The sequence below is a fragment of the Streptomyces sp. NPDC001594 genome (assembly GCF_042893675.1).
Classification (GTDB): domain Bacteria; phylum Actinomycetota; class Actinomycetes; order Streptomycetales; family Streptomycetaceae; genus Streptomyces.
Genome location: NZ_JBIAVB010000008.1, coordinates 38,307 through 64,133, shown reverse-complemented (window position 1 = coordinate 64,133; position 25,827 = coordinate 38,307). Strand labels below are relative to the sequence as shown.

Annotated in this window: 22 protein-coding genes; 11 read left to right on the top strand and 11 right to left on the bottom strand. The window is 74.3% G+C overall.

Annotated features, from left to right (window positions below):
• Nucleotides 1–30: 30 nt before the first annotated feature.
• The 5 genes from ACFY0O_RS17610 to miaA form a co-directional block, all read right to left on the bottom strand.
• Entirely contained in the window at nt 31–1,551 is a 1,521-nt protein-coding gene (locus tag ACFY0O_RS17610; protein ID WP_388947573.1) for a M1 family metallopeptidase, read from the bottom strand.
• 120 nt (nt 1,552–1,671) lie between these two features.
• Nucleotides 1,672–3,738 carry a RelA/SpoT family protein gene (locus ACFY0O_RS17605; RefSeq protein ID WP_388947572.1) on the bottom strand — a complete coding sequence of 689 codons (2,067 nt, stop codon included), beginning with the start codon at nt 3,736–3,738 and terminating at the stop codon, nt 1,672–1,674.
• Between the two features lie 140 nt (nt 3,739–3,878).
• On the bottom strand, nt 3,879–4,754 hold the full coding sequence (dapF, locus tag ACFY0O_RS17600) for a diaminopimelate epimerase (protein ID WP_388947571.1): 876 nt from the start codon (nt 4,752–4,754) through the stop codon (nt 3,879–3,881).
• Between the two features lie 85 nt (nt 4,755–4,839).
• The gene (locus tag ACFY0O_RS17595) at nt 4,840–5,460 is read right to left on the bottom strand and encodes a hypothetical protein (RefSeq protein ID WP_388947778.1); all 621 of its coding nucleotides are present in this window, start codon (nt 5,458–5,460) and stop codon (nt 4,840–4,842) included.
• Between the two features lie 112 nt (nt 5,461–5,572).
• On the bottom strand, nt 5,573–6,511 hold the full coding sequence (gene miaA, locus ACFY0O_RS17590; RefSeq protein ID WP_388947570.1) for a tRNA (adenosine(37)-N6)-dimethylallyltransferase MiaA: 939 nt from the start codon (nt 6,509–6,511) through the stop codon (nt 5,573–5,575).
• A 227-nt stretch (nt 6,512–6,738) separates the two neighbouring features.
• Between miaA and ACFY0O_RS17585 the strand changes: the two genes are divergently transcribed.
• Entirely contained in the window at nt 6,739–6,933 is a 195-nt protein-coding gene (locus tag ACFY0O_RS17585; RefSeq protein WP_388947569.1) for a gliding motility protein, read from the top strand.
• A gap of 48 nt (nt 6,934–6,981) precedes the next feature.
• Complete coding sequence (locus ACFY0O_RS17580; protein ID WP_079430111.1) at nt 6,982–7,227, top strand: antitoxin; 246 nt, start codon at nt 6,982–6,984, stop codon at nt 7,225–7,227.
• A 95-nt stretch (nt 7,228–7,322) separates the two neighbouring features.
• On the opposite strand, the gene ACFY0O_RS17575 is transcribed toward ACFY0O_RS17580, so the two are convergent.
• Both ACFY0O_RS17575 and miaB read right to left on the bottom strand, forming a co-directional pair.
• Nucleotides 7,323–8,030 carry a class III extradiol dioxygenase subunit B-like domain-containing protein gene (locus ACFY0O_RS17575; protein ID WP_388947568.1) on the bottom strand — a complete coding sequence of 236 codons (708 nt, stop codon included), beginning with the start codon at nt 8,028–8,030 and terminating at the stop codon, nt 7,323–7,325.
• 127 nt (nt 8,031–8,157) lie between these two features.
• Nucleotides 8,158–9,678 carry a tRNA (N6-isopentenyl adenosine(37)-C2)-methylthiotransferase MiaB gene (gene miaB, locus ACFY0O_RS17570; protein WP_358892012.1) on the bottom strand — a complete coding sequence of 507 codons (1,521 nt, stop codon included), beginning with the start codon at nt 9,676–9,678 and terminating at the stop codon, nt 8,158–8,160.
• A 91-nt stretch (nt 9,679–9,769) separates the two neighbouring features.
• Here miaB and ACFY0O_RS17565 point away from each other — a divergent pair, with 91 nt between their 5' ends.
• Together ACFY0O_RS17565 and ACFY0O_RS17560 are read left to right on the top strand one after the other, a co-directional pair.
• On the top strand, nt 9,770–10,696 hold the full coding sequence (locus ACFY0O_RS17565) for a LysR family transcriptional regulator (RefSeq protein ID WP_388947567.1): 927 nt from the start codon (nt 9,770–9,772) through the stop codon (nt 10,694–10,696).
• 482 nt (nt 10,697–11,178) lie between these two features.
• Nucleotides 11,179–12,174 carry a TAXI family TRAP transporter solute-binding subunit gene (locus tag ACFY0O_RS17560; protein ID WP_358899417.1) on the top strand — a complete coding sequence of 332 codons (996 nt, stop codon included), beginning with the start codon at nt 11,179–11,181 and terminating at the stop codon, nt 12,172–12,174.
• Between the two features lie 6 nt (nt 12,175–12,180).
• Here the strand turns inward: ACFY0O_RS17560 and ACFY0O_RS17555 are convergent, their stop codons facing one another.
• Both ACFY0O_RS17555 and ACFY0O_RS17550 read right to left on the bottom strand, forming a co-directional pair.
• Nucleotides 12,181–13,137 carry an ROK family protein gene (locus tag ACFY0O_RS17555; RefSeq protein ID WP_388947777.1) on the bottom strand — a complete coding sequence of 319 codons (957 nt, stop codon included), beginning with the start codon at nt 13,135–13,137 and terminating at the stop codon, nt 12,181–12,183.
• 84 nt (nt 13,138–13,221) lie between these two features.
• Nucleotides 13,222–14,439, bottom strand: a complete 1,218-nt coding sequence (locus ACFY0O_RS17550; protein ID WP_388947566.1) for a LacI family DNA-binding transcriptional regulator — start codon at nt 14,437–14,439, stop codon at nt 13,222–13,224.
• 351 nt (nt 14,440–14,790) lie between these two features.
• Here ACFY0O_RS17550 and ACFY0O_RS17545 point away from each other — a divergent pair, with 351 nt between their 5' ends.
• Nucleotides 14,791–16,044 carry a glycosyl hydrolase gene (locus ACFY0O_RS17545; RefSeq protein WP_388947565.1) on the top strand — a complete coding sequence of 418 codons (1,254 nt, stop codon included), beginning with the start codon at nt 14,791–14,793 and terminating at the stop codon, nt 16,042–16,044.
• 71 nt (nt 16,045–16,115) lie between these two features.
• Complete coding sequence (locus tag ACFY0O_RS17540) at nt 16,116–18,248, top strand: endo-beta-N-acetylglucosaminidase (protein WP_388947564.1); 2,133 nt, start codon at nt 16,116–16,118, stop codon at nt 18,246–18,248.
• Between the two features lie 19 nt (nt 18,249–18,267).
• Here ACFY0O_RS17540 and ACFY0O_RS17535 read toward each other — a convergent pair whose 3' ends face one another.
• Together ACFY0O_RS17535 and ACFY0O_RS17530 are read right to left on the bottom strand one after the other, a co-directional pair.
• Complete coding sequence (locus ACFY0O_RS17535; RefSeq protein WP_388947563.1) at nt 18,268–19,680, bottom strand: ATP-binding protein; 1,413 nt, start codon at nt 19,678–19,680, stop codon at nt 18,268–18,270.
• Between the two features lie 12 nt (nt 19,681–19,692).
• A complete protein-coding gene (locus tag ACFY0O_RS17530; protein ID WP_388947562.1) occupies nt 19,693–20,415 on the bottom strand; it encodes a response regulator transcription factor in 723 nt (240 codons plus the stop codon).
• A 283-nt stretch (nt 20,416–20,698) separates the two neighbouring features.
• On the opposite strand from ACFY0O_RS17530, the gene ACFY0O_RS17525 reads away from it, so the two are divergent.
• From ACFY0O_RS17525 to ACFY0O_RS17505, 5 genes are all read left to right on the top strand, one after another.
• Nucleotides 20,699–21,484: an amino acid ABC transporter ATP-binding protein gene (locus tag ACFY0O_RS17525; protein WP_388947561.1), complete on the top strand. Its 786-nt coding sequence runs from the start codon at nt 20,699–20,701 to the stop codon at nt 21,482–21,484.
• Between the two features lie 98 nt (nt 21,485–21,582).
• Nucleotides 21,583–22,437, top strand: a complete 855-nt coding sequence (locus ACFY0O_RS17520; protein ID WP_388947560.1) for a glutamate ABC transporter substrate-binding protein — start codon at nt 21,583–21,585, stop codon at nt 22,435–22,437.
• 86 nt (nt 22,438–22,523) lie between these two features.
• Nucleotides 22,524–23,198 (top strand): amino acid ABC transporter permease, encoded by a 675-nt coding sequence (locus ACFY0O_RS17515; protein WP_079430099.1) that lies wholly within the window; start codon nt 22,524–22,526, stop codon nt 23,196–23,198.
• Nucleotides 23,195–24,070 (top strand): amino acid ABC transporter permease, encoded by an 876-nt coding sequence (locus ACFY0O_RS17510; RefSeq protein ID WP_388947559.1) that lies wholly within the window; start codon nt 23,195–23,197, stop codon nt 24,068–24,070. Before ACFY0O_RS17515 ends, ACFY0O_RS17510 begins: the two co-directional genes overlap by 4 nt.
• Before the next feature lie 169 nt (nt 24,071–24,239).
• Nucleotides 24,240–25,811, top strand: coding sequence for an FAD-dependent monooxygenase (locus tag ACFY0O_RS17505; protein ID WP_388947558.1), 1,572 nt, complete (start codon nt 24,240–24,242; stop codon nt 25,809–25,811).
• Nucleotides 25,812–25,827: the final 16 nt, after the last annotated feature.

The following is a 25,827-nucleotide window of genomic DNA, read 5'->3' as shown; positions in this document are numbered from 1 at the left end:
GTCGATGGTGACATGCCCGTTCCTGGCCCGTCATACCGTTTTTCCGGCCGCTTCCGCAGCACGGACCGGTGCGTGGACCGGAGCCGCCGCCTTCGGGGCCGCCTTGGCCGCCGGGGCGCTCCAGTCCCGGTGGCCGGGCATCGGCGGGGTCTTCTCGCCGTACAGCCAGGGGTGCAGGAAGGCCGTGAGGTCGCGTCCGGCCTCCTGCGAGGCCAGGCGTACGAAGTCCTCGGTGCCGGCGGTCCCGTCCTTGTGCTCCGCCACCCACCGCCGCTCGACCCGGTCGAAGGCGGCGGTGCCGATCTCCTCGCGCAGGGCGTAGAGGATCAGGGCCGCCCCGTCGTAGACCACCGGCCGGAACAGGCCGATCTTCTGCCCGGGGGCCGCCGCCTTGGGGGCCGCCGGGGGGCCGCCGGCCGCCCGCCACTGGTCGGAGCGCTGATAGGCCTCGCGCATCCGCCGGTCGAGGGAGTACTTGCCGAGGCCGTCCGCGTAGAGGGCCTCGTACCAGGTGGCGTGCCCCTCGTTGAGCCACAGGTCGGACCAGGTGCGCGGGGTGACGCTGTCGCCGAACCACTGGTGGGCGAGCTCGTGGACCATGACGGCCTCGACGTACCACTCGGGGTAGCCCTCGGCCTCCCCGGCGAAGAGGCCGTTCTCGAAGAGCGAGAGGGTCTGCGTCTCCAGCTCGAAGCCGGTGCGGGCCCGGGCGATCAGCACCCCGTAGTTCTCGAAGGGGTAGCGGCCGACCCGCTGCTCCATCCACTCGATGTGCCCGGCGGTCTTGCGCAGCCAGGGCTCCAGCCGCTCCCGGTCGGCGGCGGGCACCACGTCGCGCAGCGGCAGCCCGTGCGGTCCGGTGCGCTGGAGGACGGCGGAGCGGCCGATGGAGACCTGGGCGAGCTCGGTGGCCATGGGGTGCACGGTCCGGTAGGTCCACTCGGTCGTCCCGGCGGCGCGGGTGGCGGGGAGTGCGCCGGGCAGGCCGTTGGCCACGGCGGTGTAGCCCTCGGGGGCGGTGACGTGGAAGGTGAAGTAGGCCTTGTCGGCGGGGTGGTCGTTGCAGGGGAAGACCCGGTGTGCCGCGTCGGCCTGGTTGGCCATGGCCAGGCCGTCCTCGGTGGTGACCCAGCCGCCGTCGGACGAGCCGCGCGGGTCGCTGGTGTGGCGGACGGTGATCCGCAGCGGGGTGTTGGCGGCGACGGGGTGCGCGGGAGTCAGTACGAGGTCCTCCCCCGCGCTCTCGAACCGCGCGGGTTCGCCGTTGACCTCGGCGGAGGCCACCGTCCCGTGGGTGAAGTCCAGGTTGATCCGCTCCAGCGGGGCCAGGGCCCGGGCTTCGATGGCGGTCACCGCGTCGAGGGGGGTGCGGTTGTCCTTGTACGTGAGGGAGAGGTCGTACGAGAGGACGTCGTACCCGGGGTTGCCGAGCTCGGGGAAGAGGCGGTCGCCGATGCCGAGGGGCTTGGGCGGCGGCAGCACGGCGGCGACGAGGCTGAGGGAGGCCGCGGCGAGCAGGGCGGCGCGCAGGCGCGGGGAGGAGAGCTGCATCCACCACCGCTTACCAGCGCCCGTGGCGGGGCCGCGTGCGGCGCGCGACGGATCCACCCGAACGAGACTCCCCCGGCGGCCCCCCGCCCCGCCCTCCCCCCTCGCCCCCCGGTGTCCCCCTCAGGCCCGGCCGACGTCGTACACGCCGGGCACGTCCCGCATGGCCCGCATCAGCCCGGGCAGCAAGGAGGCGTCGGGCAGCTGGAGGGTGTAGCTGTGCCGGACCCGCTGTTCGACGGGCGGCTCGACGGTGGCGGAGACTACCTCGACCCCCTGGCGGGCGATGGCCTCGGTCAGGTCGGCCAGCAGGTGGGGGCGGCCGAACGATTCGGCGAGCAGGGTGACCCGGCAGTCGGCGGTGGCCCGCCAGTGCACGGCGACGGAGGTGCGGCCCAGGGAGCGCATCTGGGCGACGGCCGGGCAGTGCACCCGGTGGACGGTGACGGCGCCGCCCCGGACGACGAACCCGGCGACCGCGTCCGGCGGGACGGGGGTGCAGCAACCGGCGAGGCGGACGTGCGCGTCGGGGAGGTCGGCGACGGCGTTGCCCCCGCCCCCGCGCAGCCCGGGCACCGAGAGGGGGGCGCGGGGGGCCGCGGCGGCGGGTACGGCGCCCTCGGGGTGGGCCTGGAGCCAGCTGCTGATGGCGATGCGGGCGGCCGGCGTCTTGGCGTGCTCCAGCCAGTCGGCGGCGGGCCCGGAGGAGGCGTCCTGGGCGAGCAGCAGCTGGACGGTGTCCCCGTCGGAGAGCGGGGCGGACAGGGAGGTGAGGCGCCCGTTGACGCGGGCGCCGATACAGCCGTGGGCCGCCTCGCCGTACTGGGCGTAGGCGGCGTCGATACAGCCGGCCCCGGCGGGCAGGGCCAGGGTGCCGCCGTCGGCGCGGTAGACGGTGATCTCGCGGTCCTGGGCGAGTTCGGCGCGCAGTCCGGTCCAGAAGGTGTCGGGGTCGGGTGCGGACTGCTGCCAGTCGAGGAGCCGGGAGAGCCAGCCGGGCCGGGTGGGGTCGACGCCCTCGCAGTCGGATCCCTCGCCGGTCGCGTAGGGGTTGCCGAGGGCGACCACGCCGGCCTCGGCGACGCGGTGCATCTGCCGGGTGCGGACGATGACTTCGGCGACGTACCCCTCGGGGACGGCGACGGCGGTGTGCAGCGACTGGTACAGGTTGAACTTGGGGACGGCGATGAAGTCCTTGAACTCCGATACGACCGGGGTGAAGCAGGTGTGGAGTTCGCCGAGGACGGCGTAGCAGTCGGCGTTCTCGCCGACGAGGACGAGGATGCGGCCGAAGTCCGGGCCGCGCAGTTCGCCGCGGGTGCGGGAGATGCGGTGGACGGAGACGAAGTGCCGGGGGCGGACGAGCACCTCGGCGGTGATGCCGGCCTCGCGCAGGACGGTGCGTACGGAGTCGGCGATGGCGAGGAGGGGGTCGTCCGCGCCGCAGTGGGCGGCGATGAGCGCGCGGGTGCGCTCGTACTCCTCGGGGTGCAGGATCGCGAAGACGAGGTCTTCCAGCTCGGTCTTGAGGGCCTGGACGCCGAGGCGTTCGGCGAGCGGGATGAGGACGTCGCGGGTGACCTTGGCGATGCGGGCCTGTTTCTCGGGGCGCATCACGCCGAGGGTGCGCATGTTGTGCAGCCGGTCGGCGAGTTTGATGGACATGACGCGGACGTCGTTGCCGGTGGCGACGAGCATCTTGCGGAAGGTCTCGGGTTCGGCGGCGGCGCCGTAGTCGATCTTCTCGACCTTGGTGACGCCGTCGACGATGAAGGCGACCTCGTCGCCGAACTCGGCGCGGACCTGATCGAGGGTCACCTCGGTGTCCTCGACGGTGTCGTGCAGCAGGGAGGCCGTCAGGGTGGTGGTCTCGGCGCCGAGTTCGGCCAGGATGAGCGTGACGGCGAGCGGGTGTGTGATGTACGGCTCACCGCTCTTGCGCATCTGGCCCCGGTGCGAGGACTCCGCCAGGAGGTACGCACGGCGCAGGATGGACAGGTCCGCGTCCGGGTGGTGGGCGCGGTGCGCTTCTGCTACGTGTCCGATGGCGTCCGGGAGGCGGTCCCGGGACGCGGGCCCGAGCAGGGCGGCTCGGCCCAGGCGCCGCAGATCGAGCCTGGTCCGGCCACGTCTGCGCAGCTCAGGGCGCACTTCGGCATGTGCTTCGGGGTTCGTGGCCTCTGCACTCATGGGCACCTCCGGCGGCTTCGACCGGCGGTGGCGGGCATGGGGTGAGCCCTCAGGGCCGGTGCCTGATGTTACCGACCCCACCACGTGGCGCAGTCCGCCTCTCGCTCAGCGTGAAACGGATCACCCAAGAGAGGGAATCTTCAGGCGAAGGCAGTTTCCCTGAGCCAGTCCGCTTCGAACTCGCCGGCGGCCACGATGACGGCCGGTCCGGTCATGTCGATGCGACCGTCGGGGTGTTCGGTGATGACGAGGGTACCGCCGGGCAGGTCGACCGTGTACGAGACGGGCTCTCCCGTGACGGCGGGGTCGGCTCCGTCGCGCCGGATGGCGGCCACGGCGACGGCGCAGGCGCCGGTCCCGCAGGAGCGGGTCTCGCCGGAGCCGCGCTCGTGGACGCGCATGGCGACGTGCCGCGGGCCTCGGTCGACGACGAACTCGACATTGACCCCGGTGGGGTAGGCGGAGGCGGGGCTGAACGGCGGGGGGCTCAGCAGGTCTCCGGCGTGGTCGAGGCTTTCAACGAACGCGACGGCGTGCGGGTTCCCCATGTTCACGTTGCGCGCGGGCCAGGAGCGGTCGCCGACGGAGACGGTGACCTCGCCCTCGGGGAGCCGGGCGCTGCCCATGGAGACGGTGACGTCGCCGGTCTTCGAGAGGTGGACCTGCTTGACCCCGCCGCGGGTGGCGACCGCGAAGTCGCCGGGCTCGACGTGTCCGGCGTGGTGGAGGTAGCGGGCGAAGACGCGCACGCCGTTGCCGCACATCTCGGCGACGGAGCCGTCGCTGTTGCGGTAGTCCATGAACCACTCGGCCTCGCCGGCCAGGTGCGCGGCCTCGGGGTGGGCGGCGGAGCGCACCACATGCAGCACACCGTCCGCCCCGATGCCGGCCCGGCGGTCGCACAGGGCGGCGACGGCGGTGGGCGGCAGGTCGACGGCGTTGTCCGGGTCGGGGACGATCACGAAGTCGTTCTCGGTCCCGTGGCCCTTGAGGAAGGGGAGGGTGGTGTGCGTCACGAGCCCATGGTACCGAGCGGGACACGGCCCCGGCCGGTGGGCTCGACATGCGGTCGGAGCGCGGTCGGCGCGGTGTCGGCGCTGGTCAGCGCAGGCGTGCCACACGGTAGACGGCGAGTGCCACGACGGCCAGCGCGACCAGCGCGTACAGCCCGGCGATCCGCCAGTCGGGGCGGCGGCCGCTGCCCCGGGGCGGGAGCCCGGGCCAGGAGTAGCCGACGCGGCGGGCGGCCATCATGCCCCAGCCGCCCGCGCAGGAGCTGATGAGGAAGCCGAGCATGGCCACGACCGCGCCGCCGTCGCCGAACTCGAAGGCGAGGGGGAAGGCGAACATCAGGGAGCCGGCGGCGGCCAGCATCACGATGGGGGCGATCTGCCAGATCCGCAGCCTGCGCTGGGGCCGCAGCTCGACCTCGACGGCGGGGGTGTCGGCGGTCTCGCTGCCGGGCTCGGGCGCTTCGGGGCCGTCGGTGGTCAGCCGGGCGGGGTCGGCGGGCAGGCCGAGCCCGTCGGGACCGTCCGGACCGCCGGGGGCTCCCGGCGCGGCGACCGGCTCGTTGCCCGCCGCCGACGCGGCGACGGACTCATTGGCCGCCGCTGGCGCGGCGACGGACTCATTCGCCGCCGCTGGCGCGGCGGACCTGGGTACGTCCGTCTCCCGCTCGGTGTCGTCCCGCCCGGTGTCTCGCCGAGGGCCGGCCTCCATAGCCACGCGCCCTCCCCACTTCGGACTCCGCACGCCACTGTTCAGAAGTTTGATGATGGCACGGTCGGGGGCCTGCGACGGGCGCACGGGGCTTCCCGATGCCATCACGTGATCAGGCTGTGACCGCTCGTTCGACCAACGACTGCGCGAGTCCGGGGAGTTCCCCGCGGTCGGCGGCGGCTCCGCTGAGCCAGTGGACCCGGGGGTCGCGACGGAACCAGGAGTCCTGGCGGCGGGCGAAGCGCTTGGTGGCCCGCACCGTCTCCGCCCTGGCCTCGTCCTCGGTGCACTCGCCGGCGAGGGCGGCCAGTACCTGCTGGTAGCCCAGGGCGCGGGAGGCGGTGATGCCCTCGCGCAGGCCCCGCGCCTCCAGGGAGCGCACCTCCTCGACCAGTCCGGCCTCCCACATCCGGTCGACGCGCGTCGCGATCCGCTCGTCGAGCTCGGGGCGGGCCACGTCGACGCCGATCTGGACGGTGTCGTAGACGGACTCGTGGCCGGGCAGGTTGGCCGTGAAGGGCTTGCCCGTGATCTCGATCACCTCGAGCGCCCGGACGATGCGGCGGGTGTTGCCGGGCAGGATCGCCGCGGCCGCGGCCGGGTCGACGGCGGCCAGGCGGGCGTGCAGGGCTCCGGGACCGCGCAGGGTGGCCTCCTCCTCCAGCCGGGCGCGGACCTCGGGGTCGGTGCCGGGGAACTCCATGGCGTCGAGGGCGCCGCGGACGTAGAGCCCGGAGCCGCCGACGAGGACCGGGGTGCGGCCCTGGGCGAGGAGCTTGTCGATCTCGGCGCGGGCGAGGCGCTGGTACTCGGCGACGCTGGCGGTCTCGGTGACGGCCCAGATGTCGAGGAGGTGGTGCGGGACGCCGCCGCGCTCGTCCATCGTCAGCTTGGCGGTGCCGATGTCCATCCCCCGATAGAGCTGCATGGAGTCGGCGTTGACGACCTCGCCGTCGAAGTGGCGGGCCAGGGCGACGCCCAGGTCGGACTTTCCGGCCGCGGTGGGACCGACGACGGCGATGACCCGCGGGGCGGGGGCTGCATTCCTCACCGGAACAGTCTCGCAGCCCCCGGTCAAGACACCGTCATGTACCCGATCGGGTGAGGTGACGGGGGGTGTCCGGGGTCGTTGCCTTGAAGAGGTTCCGGCCCGGCGCGCGCCTGGCGCACATCTGGTGGAGGCCGGTCCGGCCACAGCGGAACTTCACCCGCACGAGTAACGTTATGGGAGTAGACATGGGCGTTTTTGACCGGATTTTTCGTCGTAAGGAAGAAGCGGTGACCGAGGAGGTCGCGGCCGAGGCCACCACGGCGGAGACGCCGGCCGCGGCGACCGAGCCGGCCGACGGTGCCGGGGAGGACGAGGCGGCTGCGGCCGGGGCTCCCGCGGCGGAGGCCGCCGTGGAGATCCCCAAGCAGCAGTCGGCCGAGGTGGCCGCGGACAGCGAGACCGGCGAAGGCGCCCGTACATAGCCACCGCTCCCCCGGGCTCCGTCCGGGGGGACCCCAGGAAGGTGACCCATGGGCCTGCTCGACAATCTGAAGGCCAAGCTCGCTCCGGCCAAGGAGAAGGTCGGCGACCTCGCGCAGAAGCACGAGGGCAGGATCGGCGAGGGCCTGGACAAGGTCGCCAAGGTCGTGGACTCCAAGACCCATGGCAAGTACAGCGACCGGATCACGACCGGTACGGACAAGGCGAAGGACGCCCTGGGCAAGGTCGCCCACAAGGACGCCCCCGGCGGGCCGACGCCGCCGGCGGCTTCCTGAGACGGGGCGCCCGCAGCGGCGCCGGCAGGATCAAGGGGCGTGGGACCGAGGGTCCCGCGCCCCTTCGCCGTGCGGGCGCTCCCCCGCGCTCCCGGTCAGGACCAGGCGGCCACGAAGTAGCCGACCCCGTACGGGGCGTCCTCGTACAGCAGCCGCCCGCCCAGGCCCGCGCCCTCGGCGGCGCCCGCGAGCACCTGCCAGGGCGCCCGCCCGGCCGCCTGGAGCTCGGCGGCGAGTACGGGGTCCAGCGCGGCCAGCGCGTCGGTGTCGGCGGAACCGAGGGCCCGGCCGGCGGCGGTGTCGAAGGCGGCGGCGCGCTCGTCGAGGTAACCCGGGGCCTTCAGCGTGCGGCAGGCGCTCCCGTCGCCCATGACCAGCAGCGCGACCCGCTCGTCGGCGCCGGCGAGCTCCCGGCCGGTCTCCAGGCAGCGCGCGGCCTCCAGGGAGTCCGCGACGGCGAGCCCCTCGACGGGGGCGGCGCCCCAGCGGGCGCGGCCCAGCAGCCAGGCGCCGACCGCCAGGGAGGCGGGCAGCAGGCGCGGCCCCTCCTCGCCCTCGCCCAGCCGGACCTCGGCGTCGACCCCGAAGCCGTGGAAGCCCCCTCGGGATCCCTGCGGGTACGTCCCCTGGTGGTCGGCGTCGCAGGAGCCGACCACGACCAGCACGTCGGGCCGGGAGGCGGCCAGCACGGCGAGGGCGTCGGAGCAGGCGGTACGGGCCCCGTCGAGTTCGGCGGCGGCGCCGGCGGCGACCTCCGGCACGAGGAGCGGCGGGGCGGGGCAGACGGCTGCGGCTACGAGCATGATCCGCAGCCTAGGCGGTGTCGTGCCGATCGGGCCAGACGTCCCGGTGCGGCGCCCCGGGGGCCGCCGCACCGGTGCCGGGAAGGTTCCCGGGAGCGATCCGGGCGGCTTCCGGTCGGGTCGCGGGTCAGTCGATCGCGCAGCCCGAGGTGGCCACCGGCAGCGGGGCCGGGACGCCGAGGGTGGGGATGCCGAGCATGACGCCCTGGGGCTGGGCCGGGGCGGCGTTGCGCTTCTCCCAGGCGTCGCCCGCCCGCGTGCGGCGCACGGCGGTGGTCGGTCCCTCGGCCAGCAGGTGGTGCGGGGCCGCGTAGGTGATCTCCACGGTCACCACGTCGCCGGGGCGGACCTCCTCGTCCGGCTTGGTGAAGTGGACCAGCCGGTTGTCGGGGGCGCGGCCCGACAGGCGGGCGGTGGCGCCGTCCTTGCGGCCCTCGCCCTCGGCGACCATGACCTCCAGGGTGCGGCCGACCTGCTTCTTGTTCTCCTCCCAGGAGATCTCCTCCTGGAGGGCGACCAGGCGCATGTAGCGGTCCTGGACGACCTCCTTGGGGATCTGCCCCTCCATCTCGGCGGCCGGGGTGCCGGGGCGCTTGGAGTACTGGAAGGTGAAGGCGCTGGCGAAGCGGGCCTCGCGGACCACGTGCATCGTCTGCTGGAAGTCCTCCTCCGTCTCGCCGGGGAAGCCCACGATGATGTCGGTGGAGATCGCGGCGTGCGGGATGGCGGCGCGGACCTTCTCGATGATCCCGAGGAAACGCTCCTGCCGGTAGGACCGGCGCATCGCCCGCAGGATCGGGTCGGAGCCCGACTGGAGCGGCATGTGCAGCTGGGGCATCACGTTCGGGGTCTCGGCCATGGCGGCGATGACGTCGTCGGTGAAGTCCTTGGGGTGCGGGGAGGTGAATCGGACCCGCTCCAGGCCCTCGATCTGCCCGCAGGCGCGCAGCAGCTTGCTGAAGGCCTCGCGGTCGCCGAGGTCGCTGCCGTAGGCGTTGACGTTCTGGCCGAGCAGGGTGATCTCCGAGACGCCCTCGGCGACCAGGGCCTCCACCTCGGCGAGGATGTCGCCGGGGCGGCGGTCCTCCTCCTTGCCGCGCAGCGCCGGGACGATGCAGAAGGTGCAGGTGTTGTTGCAGCCGACGGAGATCGAGACCCAGGCGGCGTACGCGGACTCGCGGCGGGTCGGCAGGGTGGAGGGGAAGGCCTCCAGCGACTCGGCGATCTCGATCTGGGCCTCCTCCTGGACGCGGGCGCGCTCCAGGAGGACGGGCAGCTTGCCGATGTTGTGCGTGCCGAAGACCACGTCGACCCAGGGGGCCTTCTTGACGATGGTGTCGCGGTCCTTCTGGGCGAGGCAGCCGCCGACGGCGATCTGCATGCCGGGGCGCTTGGTCTTCATGGGGGCGAGCCGGCCGAGGTTGCCGTAGAGCTTGTTGTCGGCGTTCTCGCGCACCGCGCAGGTGTTGAAGACGACCACGTCGGCGTCGCCGTCGGAGCCCTCGGGGGCCCGGACGTAGCCGGCGTCCTCCAGCAGACCGGAGAGCCGCTCGGAGTCGTGCACGTTCATCTGGCACCCGTAGGTGCGCACCTCGTAAGTTCCCTTGGGGTCCACCACTGCCGTGCTCCGGTCGCTGCTGCTGGTCATGGAACAAGGGTAGGCGGTGCCGGGGAGCCCCCCGTCCCCCGTACGGCGCAGGCCCGCGGCGGGGCGGCTCCGCGATCTAACATCGCCGCTCATGGAACTGGCTCAGCTGAGGTACTTCGTCGCGGTCGTGGAGGAGGGCGGCTTCACCCGGGCCGCGGGGCGCCTGCACGTGTCGCAGCCGGGGGTGAGCGCGCAGGTCGGGCAGCTGGAGCGGGAGCTGGGGCAGCGGCTGCTGGACCGGTCGGGGCGGCGGGTGACGCCGACGGAGGCGGGCGAGGCGGTGCTGGTCCACGCGCGGGCGGCGCTGGCGGCGGTGGAGGGGATCCGGCGGACGGCCGACGAGTTCTCCGGGCTGCTGCGGGGCCGGGTGGCGCTGGGGCTGATACCGGGGGCGGCCGGGGCGGCGATGGACTCGTTCGACCTGGTGGCGCTGCTGGGCGACTTCCACGACGCGCACCCGCGGGTGGAGATGGCGCTGACCGAGGACACCTCGGAGCGGATGCTGGCCGCCCTGCGGGACGGGCGCCTCGACCTGGCGGTGATCGGGCTGGCCGGGGAGCCGCCGCAGGGGATCACCGCGCGGCTGCTGCTCGACGAGCCGCTGGTGGCGGCGGTACGGGCCGGTGACCCGCTCCTGCGGGAGGCGGTGGACGGGGCCGTTCCGCTGGCGGCGCTGCGTGGGCGGCCGCTGATCGGCCTGCCGCGCGGAACGGGGATGCGGGGGGTGCTGGAGCGGGCCTGCGCGGAGGCGGGGTTCACGCCCCGGGTGGACTTCGAGGCGGCCGCTCCGGCGGTGCTGGCCCGGCTGGCGGCGCGGGGGCTGGGGGTGGCGGTGATCCCGGAGGGGGCGCACGCGCAGGCGGGCCCGGGGGTGCGGGTGCTGCGGATCACGGGGCCGGAGCTGAGCGGCCGGGTGGCGCTGGCCTGGCGCGCCGACGGCCCGTCGGGCCCGGCGGCCCGCGCCCTGCTGGCCCGCCTCCGCGCGGCCCTGCCGCCGGAACCGGGCTCCGGCGGGTAGCCGAGGGGACCGGCGCCGCCCGGACGGCCGGAAGCTGCCGCGGAGTCGGCGCGGCCGCCCGCACTCCGGCCGTGCGGAACGGGGGCCTGCGGCGGGGAGGCGGGGTCGGGCCGGCCCGACGAGGGGGCGACGGGGCGGAATCCGCCGGCGTTTGCCCCGGGGCCGGACCGGGCCGGACGGTGGGCCCGGCGGTGGAGAAGACCCCCGGCCGGGCCCGGACGGCGGGCCGGCCTGCCCGGACCCGGGACCGGGCAGGCCGGGCGGGCCACCGCCTGGAAACCGGGCCGGTTGGGGGCCGGACGCGGAAGGCGACTTGCCGGACGGCGGGCCGGGCGGGCCGGGCTGTGGGCCGGGCGGGGAAGGCGGGCTGTTGGCAGGGGCCGGGCGGGCGGGGCGTGGGGCGGGCGGGCCGGAGGCGGGTGGGCTCCGGGGCGGGGGGCGGGTCGTGACAGGAGCGTGGGGCGGGTGGGAGGATCGCGGGCATGCCCCTCGTACCACCCCGTGTCAGCCCGCGCCGCCTCCTCGTGGGGCTGGTGGCCGTGCTGGCCGTGCTCGGGGTGCTGCTGTGGTGGCTGCGCCCCTTCGGGGAGCCCGCGCTGACCGGAAAGCTCACCTTCAGCACGGGCGTCCGTACCGGCGTCTACCACCGCTACGGGCAGCTGCTGGAGCAGGCGCTCGCGCAGGACATGCCCGGCGTCAAGGTCCGGCTGGAGACCAGTGAGGGCTCGCAGCAGAACCTCCGGCGGGTGGCGTCGGGCGAGGCGGACTTCACCATCGCGACGGCGGACGCGGTCGGCCAGTACCGGGCCGACGGCAAGCCGGGCGCGGAGCAGCTGCGCGGCTGCGCCCGGCTGTACGACGACTACGTGCAGCTGGTGGTCCCGGCTGGGTCGCCGGTGCAGTCGGCCCGTGACCTGCGGGGCAAGCGGGTCGCGGTGGGCCAGGACGGCTCCGGGGTCCGGCTGATCTCGGAGCGGCTGCTGCGCGCGGCCAAGCTGGACCCCCTGCACGACATCACCCCCGTCGCGATCGGCATCGACACCATGCCGGCGGAGCTCCAGGCGGGGCGGATCGACGCCTTCTTCTGGTCGGGCGGACTGCCGACGAACGCGGTGCGCGAGCTGTCGGAGCGCTTCGACATCCGGCTCGTCCAGCTGGGCGACCTGGTGGAGCAGCTCCAGGCCAGCGGCAGCCCGGCGCGGTACTACCGGGCGGCGGTGATGCCGCAGGACGCGTACGCGCGGGCCCGCAACACCTCCTCGGTGGCCACGCTGGCCGTCCCGAACCTGCTGGTCACCAAGGAGGGCACGGACGCCCGGCTGACGGAGCAGTTCACCCAGACGGTGATCCAGAGCCGGGACCGGATCGGGCACGAGGTGCACGCGGCGCAGCTGGTGGACCTGCGGACGGCGATCTACACCGACCCGCTGGACCTCCACGAGGGGGCCCGGCGGTACTACCGCTCGGTCAAGCCCTGAGGCGGGTCAGCCGGCGGGCGCGAGCATCATCGCGGCGGCCGCCGCGCCGATGAGCCCGGCGTGGGTGCCGAGGGCCGCCGGGACGACCCTGAGGTCCTGGACGAAGGACAGGGTGGCGTACGAGGCCAGGTGCCGGCGGACCGGCCCGAGGAGGGTGTCCCCGCTGGCGGCGACCCCGCCGCCGATCACCGCGATGTCGGTCTCGACCAGGGTGGCGGTGGCCGCGATGGCGGCGGCCAGGGCGCGCCCGGCGCGGTCGAAGGCGGCCAGGGCGACCGGGTCGCCCGCGGCGGCGGAGGCGGCGACGCCCGCCGCCGTCGGGTCGGGGCCGGTCCAGCCCTGGTCTCGGGCCCAGCGGGCGATGGCGGTGCCGGAGGCGAGGGATTCGACGCAGCCGCGGCCGCCGCAGGCGCAGGGCTCGCCGTCGAACGCGACGCTGATGTGGCCGATGTGGCCGGCGTTGCCGGTGGGGCCGGCGTGGAGCCGGCCGTTCAGGATCAGCCCGCCGCCGACCCCGGTGGAGACCACCATGCACAGGGCGTTCGCGTGTCCCCGGGCGGCGCCGAGCCAGTGCTCCGCCGCCGTCATGGCCACCCCGTCGCCGGCCAGGACCACCGGGATCCGGGCCCCGCGGGCGCCGAGTTCGGCGGCGATGCGCTCCTGGACGGGGAACCCGCGCCAGGCGCCGATGTTGACCGGGCTGACCGTGCCCCGCGAGGTGTCGACCGGGCCCGCGCTGCCGACGCCGCAGCGGACGGCCCGCTCCCACAGCGGGTCCGCGGACAGGTCCGCGACGACCTCGGCGACCGCCGCCATGACCGCCTCCGGGTCCGTCCCGCGCGGGGTCGGGCGGCGGGTGGCCGCGGTCATCGTGCCGTCGGGGTGCACCAGCGCCCCGGCGATCTTCGTCCCCCCGATGTCGACCGCCACGGTCGGACCGGTGGCCTCGGCGGCGGCGGACACCGCGGCGGCCGGGCGGGGGACGGGGAGGGCTGGGGTGGGGGTGGTCACGGGGGCGCTCCTGAACTCCTGAAAAGGGGCCGGATTTCAGTATGCGGCCGGGGGCGGGGCGGTACTCCCGCGGGGTTCCAGCCGGGGCAGCTCGCTCTCGCGGACCCGGGGCGGGCCGCCGGCCAGGACGTGGAGCAGTTCCTCGGCGGCGAGCCGGCCGAACCCGGCGGTGTCGCGGACCAGGGCGGTCAGCGGAGGGTGGTTGACCCGGCAGAGGGCCGAGTCGTCCCAGGCCACGATGGAGAGCCGGCCGGGCACGGGGATGCCCAGTCCGGCGGCGACCGCGCTGCCCGCCACCGCCATCACGTCGTTGTCATAGACCAGCGCGGTCGGCGGCTCCGGTTCCGCGAGGACCCGGCGGGTGGCCGCGGCGCCCTCGGTGTCGGAGTAGTCCGTGGGCACCGAACGCACCCGGCCGGGCGGCAGCCCGAGCCGGTCGGCCTCGGCGCGCAGCGCCGCGACCCGGCGGGCGGTGTGGGCGAGGCCGGGGAGGCCGGCGATGTGGACGATGCGGCGGTGGCCGAGGCCGTGGAGGTGGTCCAGGACCTCGGTCATGGCCCGCGCGTCGTCGGCCCGCACCACCGCCGGCCCGAACCCACCGTCCCGGCCGTCCCCGGCGTCGTCGGCCGGTACGGCGGCACCGGCATCCCTGGCATCCCCGGCCCCCACGGCGGCACCCGCGTCACGGCTGTCCCCGCCCTCACCGACGGCCCGGCCCTCCGCGGCCCGCGCGTCGGCCCCGTGGCGGGGCGGGTCTTCGGGGCGCCAGGGGGTCGGGGGCGTTCCCGCGCCGCCGCCTATCACGACCGCCGGGAGCCCCAGCCGGGTCAGCAGGGCGGGGCGCGGGTCGCGGGTGCGGGGGTCGACGACGAGGACCCCGTCCACGCGCCGCTCGGCCCACCACTGCCGGTAGACCGCGCACTCGGCCTCGACGTCCTCCACCACCTGGAACAGCAGGGCCGTCCCGGCCGCCGAGAGCACCTCCTGGATGCCCGACACCAGCCGCAGGAAGAAGGACTCGGAGCCGAGGGTGTGCGCGGGGCGGGCCAGGACCAGCCCGACGGCGCCGGAGCGTTCGCCGGACAGGGCCCGGGCGGCGCTGTTGGGCTGCCAGCCGAGCTCCTGCGCGACCGCGCGGATCCGGGCGCGGGTGGCGTCGGAGACACCCGGCTTGCCGTTCAGCGCGAAGGAGACGGCGCTCTCCGACACCCCGGCCTGGCGGGCGATGTCCTTGATGGTGGGTCTGCGGGCCATGGCCGTGCCTGCCTCATCCCTCGGTGACGTGGTCGACGTGGACTCGTTGGCCGGACCGTACGCGATCCGGCCCCGGTGGTCCGCACCGGCGGCGCGGCCCACCGGCCGCCCGCACGGCCTGAATTCCCCTGCCCCTTTCGCCACCGACGCCGGTACGCGCGCCCGTACTGAACCGCATTAGCTCCGGCGACCGCTTGCCCCCGCCGCCCTTGTGCCGGAACGGCTGAAGCGCATAAGTACCCCGCCGCCGGAATTCGGACGAGGGCCTCCGGACGCCCTGTTGACTTTGCCAGGACCGGCCCGGAAGTTTGAGGGCGTCCGGCGAATTCCCCCTGAACTCCGGGACCCCTCATGGACCGCGCCGCCCGCCCCCGCACCCTGCGCTTCGGCGTGAACTACACCCCCGCCCGGGGCTGGTTCCACCACTGGCTGGACTTCGACGCCGACGAGGTGCGGGCCGACCTGGACTCGGTCGCCGCGCTGGGGCTGGACCACGTACGGGTGTTCCCGCTGTGGCCGCTCTTCCAGCCGAACCGGACCCTGATCCGGCCGCGCGCCGTCGAGCAGCTCGTGGCGCTCGCCGACGCCGCCGCCGAGCGCGGCCTCGACGTGCACGTGGACGGCCTGCAGGGGCACCTCTCCAGCTTCGACTTCCTGCCCGCCTGGACCTCGACCTGGCACCGGCGCGGGATCTTCACCGACCCCGACGTGGTGGCCGCGCAGGAGGAGTACCTGCGCACCCTGGCCGCGGCCCTCGCCGCCCGGCCCAACTTCCTCGGGATGACCGTCGGCAACGAGGTCAACCAGTTCTCCGACGCACCCCACCCCGACCCCGACCGGATCACCGCCGGCCAGGCCGGGAGCTGGCTGGAGCGGATGCTGGCCGCCTGCGAGGAGGGCGCGCCCGGCCGGTTCCACCTGCACGCCGAGTACGACGCCGTCTGGTTCCAGGACGGGCACCCCTTCACCCCGGCCCAGGCGGCCCGCCTCGGCGCGGCCACCGCCGTGCACGCGTGGGTGTTCAACGGCACGGCGCAGCGCCACGGGCGCGCCGGGACGGCCACCGAGCAGCACGCCGCGTACCTGATCGAGCTGGCCAAGGCCTGGGCCGAGGACGCGCACCGGCCGGTGTGGCTCCAGGAGGTCGGGGCGCCCGCGCCGCTGATCCCGCCCGAGCACGCGGCGGAGTTCACCGAGGCCACGCTGGCGGCCGCGCTGGACTGCCCCGGCCTGTGGGGGGTCACCTGGTGGTGCTCGCACGACGTGTCCCGGGAGCTGGCCGACTTCCCCGAGCTGGAGTACGGGCTGGGCCTGCTCACCAACGACCGCCGGACCAAGCCGGCCGGGGCCGCGGTGGCCGGGATCGCCGGGGCCTGGCGGGGGCGGGAGCACCGCCCGCCGGTGCGCTCCACCGCGCTGGCCCTGGACACCGGGCCGCGGCGGTCGCTCTGCGCCCCGGGCGGGGCTTTCTTCGAAGCCTGGGCGGTCCTGGCGGCCAAGGGGGTGCGTCCGGCGGTGGTGCGGGCGGAGCACGCCCAGGACCCGGTGCGCCTGGCCGCGCGCGGGATCACGGAGGTGCTCCGCGTGCAGGACGTCATGAGCTGACCCGGGTGGCAGCCGCCCGACCGACCCGACCGCGCCCGTCCCACCCCGCCCCCACCCCGAGGAGCCCCCGCATGTCCGAACCCGGCAACGGCGCCGGTCCTCGTACCGACGCCCCCTTACGGCCGACGCGCCGCACCCTCCTGGCCCTGGGCGCCGGGGCCGGTGCGGCCGCCCTGCTCGCCTCCGGCGCCGCACCCGCCGAGGCGGCCTCCGCCCCGGTGCCCACCCGCGCACCGGAGCCCGGCGGCCTGGCCCCGTACGCCTCCTACTGGTTCCCCGACTCCCTCCCCCAGGGCTCTCCCGGCCCCGGGGTCGTCTGGCGCTCCCTCAAGGAGTGGACCCCGCAGGCCGATCCGGACCTGGCGCACAACACCGCGAGCATCCCCCTGGCCCCACGGTTCACCCCGGTCCCGGCGAACGCGGGCGCCCGCGCCGGCCAGGCCCGGATCACCTCCCTCGTCTCGTTCGGGCCCACGGCCGCGAACCCCTCCCAGGGCTCCGCGACCGCCGACTTCTACGCGCTGACGCACTGGGCGTACCTCGACGAGCTGGTGTTCTGGGGCGGTTCGGCCGGCGAGGGGCTGGTCCTCGCCCCGAACGCGCCCGTGGTCGACGCGGCCCACCGCAACGGGGTGCGGGTCCTCGGCAACGTCTTCCTGCCGCCCGTCGCCTACGGCGGCGACCTGCGCTGGACCCGGGACCTGGTCCGGCGCGACCCCGACGGCCGCTTCCCGCTCGCGGAGAAGCTGGCGGAGGTCGCGCGGGCGTACGGGTTCGACGGCTGGTTCGTCAACGCCGAGACGGACGGCGGCGACAGCGCCCTGGCCGGCCGGATGCGGGAGTTCCTGCGCGCCCTGCGGGCCGCCGGGGCCCGGCACGGGCTGCGCATCACCTGGTACGACGCGATGGACAGCACCGGCGCGGTGGGCTGGCGGGGGGCGCTGGACGCGCTCAACCAGGAGTTCTTCGAGGACCGGGCGGGCCGGGTCGCGGACACGATGTTCGTGGACTTCCGCTGGACGCCCGCCTCGCTGACCTCCTCCGCCGCCCTCGCCGAGCGGCTGGGCCGTTCCCGGCACGAGCTGTGGGCGGCGGTGGACGTGGAGTCCCGGGGCTGGGACTCCGAGGTCCGCTGGGACGCGATCGTGCCGCGCGGCCGCGACCACGTCGTCAGCCTCGGCTTCTACCGGCCGGAGTGGACCCTGGGCCACCTGGCGGACCGCTCCCCCGGCGCCTTCCACCGGGCCGACGACCGGTTCTGGACGGGCGAGTCCCTGGACCCGGCCCGGCCCGCGCCCGGTGCGGTCTGGCGGGCGCCCGCGACGGCCGTGGCCGACCGGTCCACCGTCGACGGGCTCCCGTTCGCCTGCTCCTTCAACACCGGGCACGGGCTGCGCTGGTACGAGGAGGGCCGGGCCGTCTCGGCGGACCCGTGGAACCACCTGGGGCTCCAGGACCGGCTCCCGGGCCGCCGCTGGGTGGTGGACACCGCGGGCAGGCGCCCGGACGTGTCCCTGGACTTCGCGGACGCCTGGCGCGGCGGCTCCAGCCTGCTGGTGACGGGCGCCCTCACCGCCCCCGCCGCCGTGGGCCTGCACGCCGTCCGGCTGCCGCTGACCCCCGGCACGGTCGCGGAGCTGGTCCACCGGGGCGGCGGCCCGGTACCGCTCGACGTCGAGCTCGACGTCGAACTCGGGATCGCGGTCCGCGAGCCGGCCGCCCCGGGCGGGCCCGTCCCGTACACCTGGCTGCGGGCCGGCGCGGCCGACTCCGGCTGGCGGACCTCCCGGATCCCCCTCGCGGCGCTGGCCGGGGAGACCGCGTACGCCCTTGCCGTACGGATCACCGCGCGCGGGACGACACCGGTGTCCTGGCGGCTCGGAGCCCTCTCGCTGCGCGACACCGCCGCCACCCGGCACCCGGCCCCGCCCCCGCACCTGAAGGTCGACGCCTCGGCCCGGCGGGGCGCGGAGGCCGAGCTCCGCCTGTCCTGGGGCCGGGCGCCCGGGCCGGTCCGGCACTACGAGCTGTACCGGCGCCTGCCGGACGGCACCCGCCGCTTCCTGGGCGGCACCTGCGGCACGGCCCTGTACCTGCCCCGGCTGGGCCGCGCGGGGCGGGAGCGGGCGGCCGCCCTGGAGGTGCGGGCGGTGGACGAGGCGTACGCGGTCTCGGCGCCGGCCCTCGCCCGGTTCCGCTGGTGACGGGCCGGGCGGCGGGGGCTCAGCCGGTGTCCGGGCCGGTGCGCGGCACCGCCACCGTCACGCGCAGCCCGTGCGGCGGGTTCTTGGCGTAGGAGATGGTGCCGCCGCCGGTGGCGAGCAGGGCCCGGGAGATGGACAGGCCCAGTCCGGAGCCCTTGACGTTCTGGTGGCGGCCGCTGCGCCAGAAGCGGTCGCCGACGCGCAGCAGCTCCTCCTCGGTCAGACCGGGTCCGCGGTCGGCGACGACGACCAGGGCGCTGGAGCCCTCCGCGGAGACGGAGACCTCGACCTCCTCGCCGGCCGGGGTGAACTTCAGGGCGTTGTCGATGACGGCGTCGAGGGCGCTGGACAGGGCGATGGGGTCGGCCCAGGCGGTGACGGCGGAGCGGCCCGTCTCGCGGAGCCGTACGCCCTTCTCCTCGGCGTACGGCCGCCAGGCGGCCACCCGCTCGGTGGCGAGGGCGCCGATGTCGGTGAGCTTGATCTCGGCGGAGGCGTGCTCGGCCAGCGCCAGGTCGAGGAGGTCGTCCAGCACCTGGGCGAGGCGTTTGCCCTCGGTGCGCACGGAGGCGATCTCCTCGTTGCCCTCGGGGAGTTCGAGGGCGAGGAGCTCGATCCGCAGGAGCAGCGCGGCGAGCGGGTTGCGCAGCTGGTGGGAGGCGTCCGCGACGAACGCCCGCTGCTGCTCCAGTACCTCTTCGACGTTGTCGGCCATCTCGTTGAACGAGCGGGCCAGGCGTCTGAGTTCCGGGGGTCCGCTCGCGGCGGCGACGCGGGAGTTCATGCGTCCGGTGGCGATGCCGTGGGCGGCGGCGTCCAGGGTCCGTACGGGCTTGAGCACCCAGCCGGTCAGGCGCAGGGCGGCGCCGAAGGCGGCCAGCATGGCGGCGGCGAGCCCGGCGGCGATGAGCAGCCAGCCGTGCAGGATCCGGGCGCGCATCTGGTCGGTGGGTGATTCGGTGGCGACGACGGCGACCACGTCACCGTCGAGGACGACCGGGGAGACGACGAGGAGTCTGCCGTCGACCTGCCAGGGCCAGACCTGTCCGGGGTCGTGGCTGCGGCGTCCGGCGAGGGCCTCCTCGAAGGAGCGCCGGGCCTCGCCGGAGTCGGGCAGCTGCCACCAGCCGGGGGCGCGGACCATGGCGTTGTCGTCACGGTAGAAGATGCCGACGCGGATGCCGTACAGCTCCTGGTAGCGGGCGAGTTCCAGCTGGAGGGTGTCGCGCCGCTCGTCGGCGCCGGTGGCGCCGGAGCCCTCGGCGTCGATGACGAACTGGGCGAGGGCGGCGAAGCGGGCGCTGTCGTCGATCCGGTCGACCACCACCCGCTGCTGCTGGGCGGCGGCGAGGCTGACGGCGAGCGGGAACCCGAGGGCGAGCAGCACGCCCGCCATCAGGACGACGAGGAGCGGGAGCAGGCGGGCGCGCACGGCGGGACCCCGCTAGGGCGCGGCCGGGGTGACGAGCCGGTAGCCCACCCCGCGGACGGTCTCGATGAGCGCGGGCATGCCGAGCTTGGAGCGCAGCGAGGCGACATGGACTTCGAGGGTGCGGCCCGTGCCCTCCCAGCTGGTGCGCCAGACCTCGCTGATGATCTGCTCGCGCCGGAAGACCACGCCGGGCCGCTGCGCGAGCAGGGCCAGGAGGTCGAACTCCTTGCGGGTGAGGGGGACGTCGGTGCCGCTCACGGTGACGCGGCGGGTGGGCAGCTCGACGACGACCGGGCCGAGCCGAACCACCCCGGGGGGCTGGGGCGGTCCGTCGGTGTCGGCGATGTCCTCGGAGCCGCCGGTGCGCCGGGCGACGGCGTGGATGCGGGCGAGGAGTTCGCCGGTGTCGTACGGCTTGACCACGTAGTCGTCGGCGCCCATGTTCAGGCCGTGGATGCGGGAGCGGACGTCACCGCGGGCGGTCACCATGATCACCGGCGTGCTGGTGCGCTTGCGGATCTTGCCGCACACCTCGTAGCCGTCCTGGTCGGGCAGGCCCAGGTCCAGCAGGATCACCCCGTAGGGGGAGGACGAGGGCTTGGCCCCGCCGGGCAGCAGCGCCTGGAGGGCCTCCTCGCCGTTGCGGGCATGGGTGACCTGGAAGCCGTGCCGGGCGAGGATCGCGGACAGGGCGGCGGCGACGTGGTCGTCGTCCTCGACGAGCAGCAGTCTCATGGTCGTCCCCCTCTCCTTCTCTCGCTCTTCGGATTCCGTTCGGGTGGCAGATGGCCACCATGCATCCACGCCGATGAAGAGTCCCACGTCAAGGGGGTTCCGGTCCGGCGAGTCTTCCGTTATGCACCCGGTACGCGTACGCGGTGCGCATGTGTGCCCGGCGCACGGAGCGTATCGGGGCGAGTCCCTATCGTTATCCTCAATTCTCGCTCAGATGTCGTGACGGTGTGCGCGCCGCCTCACTACTGTCCTGCCAACCGACGGAGGACGGAGCAAGAAGCCGATGAGCGGAGTATCAGTGGCCAAGGACGCGCAGGACGCGGCGGGTGCCGCGGACGGCCTGGTCGTACTGAGCAACGTCAACAAGCACTTCGGCGCGCTGCACGTGCTTCAGGACATCGATCTGAGCATCGCCCGCGGCGAGGTCGTCGTGGTGATCGGTCCTTCGGGATCGGGCAAGTCGACGCTGTGCCGGACCATCAACCGGCTGGAGACCATCGACTCGGGCACCATCACGGTCGACGGGAAGGAACTGCCCTCGGAGGGCCGGGAACTGGCCCGGCTGCGTGCCGATGTGGGCATGGTCTTCCAGTCGTTCAACCTGTTCGCGCACAAGACGGTGCTGCAGAACGTGATGCTGGGTCAGCTCAAGGTCCGCAAGACCGACCAGGCGACGGCCGCGGAGAAGGCGCAGTCGCTGCTGGACCGGGTCGGCGTCGGCTCCCAGGCCGACAAGTACCCGGCGCAGCTGTCCGGCGGTCAGCAGCAGCGCGTGGCGATCGCCCGGGCGCTGGCGATGGACCCGAAGGTGATGCTCTTCGACGAGCCCACCTCGGCCCTGGACCCGGAGATGATCAACGAGGTGCTGGAGGTCATGCAGCAGCTCGCGGCCGAGGGCATGACGATGGTGGTCGTCACGCACGAGATGGGCTTCGCCCGCTCTGCGGCCAACCGGGTCGTCTTCATGGCCGACGGGAAGATCGTCGAACAGGCCGCCCCGGAGCAGTTCTTCAGCGCCCCCAAGAGCGACCGCGCCAAGGACTTCCTGTCCAAGATCCTGCACCACTGACGCCCGCGTCTGGTAGTGATCCGGTCGACGGCACCCGCCGTCGCACACGACGTGTCCAGCTCGTCGTTCAACAACGTCTCACCCGAGGGAAGTTCACCATGAAGGTTCTCAAGGCCGGCGCGGCAGTGGCCACGGCCGCCGTCCTCGCTCTGACGGCGACCGCCTGTGGCGGCGGCACGAAGGACGGCGCGAGCGACGCGGGCACGTCCGGCGGCGGCAAGTCGGACAAGATCGCCATCGGCATCAAGTTCGACCAGCCGGGCCTGGGCCTGAAGACCCCCGACGGCAAGTTCGAGGGCCTCGACGTGGACGTGGCCACGTACGTCGCCAAGGAGCTCGGCTACCAGCCGGACCAGATCGAGTGGAAGCAGGCGATCAGCGCCGAGCGCGAGAACATGATCTCCAACGGAGACGTGAAGTTCATCGCCGCCACCTACTCGATCAACGACAAGCGCAAGGCGAGGGTCGACTTCGCGGGCCCGTACTTCCTGGCCCACCAGGACCTGCTGGTCCGCGCCGACGACAACTCGATCACCAAGGTCGAGGACCTCAACAAGAAGAAGCTCTGCTCCGTCACGGGCTCCACCTCGGCGCAGAACGTCAAGAAGGACCTGGCTCCTGAGGCCGACCTGCTCCAGCAGGGTGGCTACTCCGAGTGCCTCACCGCCCTTGAGAACAAGGGCGTAGACGCCCTGACCACGGACGACTCGATCCTCGCCGGCTACGCCGCGCAGGAGAAGAACAAGGGCAAGTTCAAGCTCGTCGGCCTGAAGATGAGCAACGAGAACTACGGCATCGGTCTGAAGAAGGGCGACAAGGACCTCCAGACCAAGATCAACGCCGCGCTCAAGAAGATGGTCGCGGACGGCAGCTGGGAAGCGGCCGTGAAGAAGAACCTCGGCCCGGCCAACTACAAGAACGAGCCTGCCCCGCAGATCACCGAAGGCAGCTGATTTCCCGGTGAGGTGCGCGCCGCCGTCCGCCCGTCCGCGGGCGGCGGCGCGCCTCGCCGGCCATCCTGGGGAGAGCGCAGGGCATCGTGTTCGATTTTCTTGATTCCGGGCAGTACGACCTGCTCGGAGCCTTCTGGGTGACGGTTCAGCTCACCCTCTACTCGGCGGTGGGCTCCCTGGTCTGGGGCACCGTCCTGGCCGGGATGCGGGTCAGCCCGGTCCCGCTGATGCGGGCCTTCGGCACCGCGTACGTGAATCTGGTCCGCAACACGCCGCTGACCCTGCTGATCATCGGAAGCTCGCTGGGCCTCAGCCAGACCCTCGGCTTCAACATGGGCGGCAGCACGTTCAAGGAGACCGGCTTCCGCCTCGCCGTCCTCGCGCTGAGCGCCTACACCGGCACCTTCGTCTGCGAGGCGCTGCGCTCGGGCATCAACACCGTGCCCGTGGGTCAGGCCGAGGCCGCCCGTGCGCTGGGGTTGAGCTTCTTCCAGGTGCTCACCCTGATCGTGCTCCCCCAGGCCTTCCGGGCGGTCATCGCGCCGCTCGCCAACGTACTGATCGCCCTCACCAAGAACACCACGGTGGCGGCGGCCATCGGCGTGGCCGAAGCGGCCCTGCTGATGAAGGAAATGGTCGAGAACGAGGCGGACGCGCTCTTCGCCGTCTTCGGGATCTTCGCCCTCGGCTTCTGCCTGCTGACCCTGCCCACCGGTCTGCTGCTGGGCTGGGTGGCCAAGCGAGTGGCGGTGAAGCGATGAGCGCGGTGCTGTACGACGTCCCCGGCCCCAAGGCCAGGGCCCGCAACTGGATCTACACGGCCGTCTTCCTGGTCCTGTTCGCGCTCGCCGCCTGGTGGATCCTGTCCGTCATGGCGGACAAGCACCAGCTCGACGCCGACAAGTGGAGCCCGTTCGTCACCGACGGCCGGGTCTGGACCACCTACCTGCTCCCCGGGCTCGGGGAGACCCTCAAGGCCGGCGCGATCGCCATGGTGATCGCCCTGCCGCTGGGTGCCCTGCTGGGCATCGGCCGGCTCTCCGACCACGCCTGGGTGCGCATTCCGGTCGGCGCGGTGGTCGAGTTCTTCCGCGCCATCCCGGTGCTGATGCTGATGATCTTCGGCTCGGCCTTCTTCGTGCAGTTCGTGCCCGCCGTGTCCTCCGACATACGGCCGCTGTACGCGGTGATCACCGGTCTGGTGCTGTACAACGCGGCCGTCATCGCCGAGATCGTCCGCGCGGGCGTGCTGTCGCTGCCCCGCGGCCAGAGCGACGCCGCCAAGGCGATCGGCATGCGCAAGGGCCAGACCATGGTCCACGTGCTGATCCCGCAGGCCGTCACGCTGATGCTGCCCGCCCTCGTCAGCCAGCTGGTGGTGATCCTCAAGGACACCGCCCTCGGCGGCTCGCTGCTCGGCCTGACCGAGCTCCTCGCCGCCAACCGGCAGATCTCGGCGAACTACAGCAACACCATCGCCACGCTCGTGGTGATCGCCCTGGTCTACATCGCGGTGAACTTCGCCCTCACCTCCTTCGCCTCGTGGCTGGAGGGCCGGCTGCGCAAGTCGAAGAAGAGCACCGGCGCGGCCATCTCCGTGGCCGAGGCCGGGGAGCAGGCCCCGGCGGCCTGACCCGCGGGGGCTGACGTCCGGTCAGCCCGGTGTGACGCGTAGCCTGTGTGGTGCGGCGGACTCTCCGCCGCACCACACTGCTTCGTCCGGACCGGGGTCACTTGACGCCGGAACCTCCAGTGGGTTGCATACGTTCTGTGATCACATACCGGACATCGGGAGCCGCATCATGGACCCGGTGATCGTCGTCGGCTCGGGCCCCGTCGGACTCTCCCTGTCCCTCGCCCTGGCCGGCCACGGCGTGCCCTCCGTCCTGCTCGACGAAGGGCCCGGCAAGGACGAGCCCCGGCCCGCCCGCAGCGTCGTCCTGCACTCCGACACGACGGCGATGGTGCACCGGCTGGGCTGCACCACCCTGGGCGACGAGGGCGCCCGGTACGCGGCCTGGCGCACCATGAGGCGGCGTCAGGAAGTCCGGCGGATCACCTTCGAGGACCGCCCCGGCCCCCTGCACCTCCCGCAGCACGCCCTCGCGCGCGGCCTGCGCGCCGCCGCAGCGGCCCACCCCCTGGTCCAGCTCGCCCCCGACACCAAGCTGGAGTCCCTGGAACAGGACGGGCGCGGGGTCACGGTGCACACCCGGGGCGGGCACACCACCTGGTGGCGCGGCAGCCACCTGGTCGGCTGCGACGGGGCCCGCTCCACCGTGCGCAAGCTGCTCGGCATCCGCTTCCCGGGCCGGACCGCCGTCGAACGGCACGCCGTGGCCGCGCTGCGCGCCGAACTGCCTTGGCCCGGAGAGGCGTTGCTGCACCGCAACCCGCCGTCCGGCCCCGAGGAGATCACCGCCCGGCCGCTGCCCGACGGGATCTGGCGGCTGGACTGGCTGTTGCCGCCGCGCGGGGAACTCGTCACCCCGGACGCCCTCGTCACCCTGATCCGCGACACCCTGGCGCTCTGGTGCGGGGGCAGCACCCCCCCGTACGACCTCATCGACACCGGCGTGCACATCCAGCACCACCGCCTCGCCCGGCGCTGGCGCGACGGCCGGGCCTTCCTCGCGGGGGACGCCGCGCACCTGCTGGGCGCGCTCGGCACCCAGAGCGTCGAGGAGGGGCTGCGCGACGCGGAGAACCTGGCCTGGAAGCTGGCCCTGGACTGGCACCAGGGCGCCTCCGAGGCCCTGCTCGACAGCTACGAGGGCGAGCGGCGCACGGCCGTCGCCGCCCGGCTGCGCGCCGCCGACCAGGCCCTGCCGGTGCTGCGCGGCGGGGCCGGCCTGCGCAGCCTCCTGCCCGGGTCGGGCCGGTCGGCCGAGGGCCTGCTGACCGACGGGCACCTGGGCCGGGGCCCGCTGGGCGGCCGGCCGGTGTACGGGCCGCCGGTGGCGGTGCGCGAGGTCCCGACGGACACGGAGCCGGGCGGGCCCGTGGCGAACGTGCCCGTGTCCGCGCCCGACGGATCCACCGTCCCGCTGCGGGACCTGCTGGGGCGCGGGAAGCTGCTGGTGCTGCTGGTGGCACCGGGGACCGGGGTGTGGGACCGGCGCCACTGGGCGGGGGCCGGGCTGATGCCGCGGCTCGCCGCGGCCGTGACCGCCCTGCCGGTGCCGGCCGAACTCCTGGTGGCGGACGCCTACCCGGGGGCCCCGGCGCACACCGTGCTCCTGGTGCGTCCCGACGGGCACCTCGCCGCGACCTTCGCGGGGGTCCGTCCGGCCGAGCTGTACGCGGCGGCCGACACGGTACGGGCGGGTGCTCCGGCCGGCGCCCCCGCCACACCCGCCCCTGTGATCGATTGACCGCCCTCGGGCACTC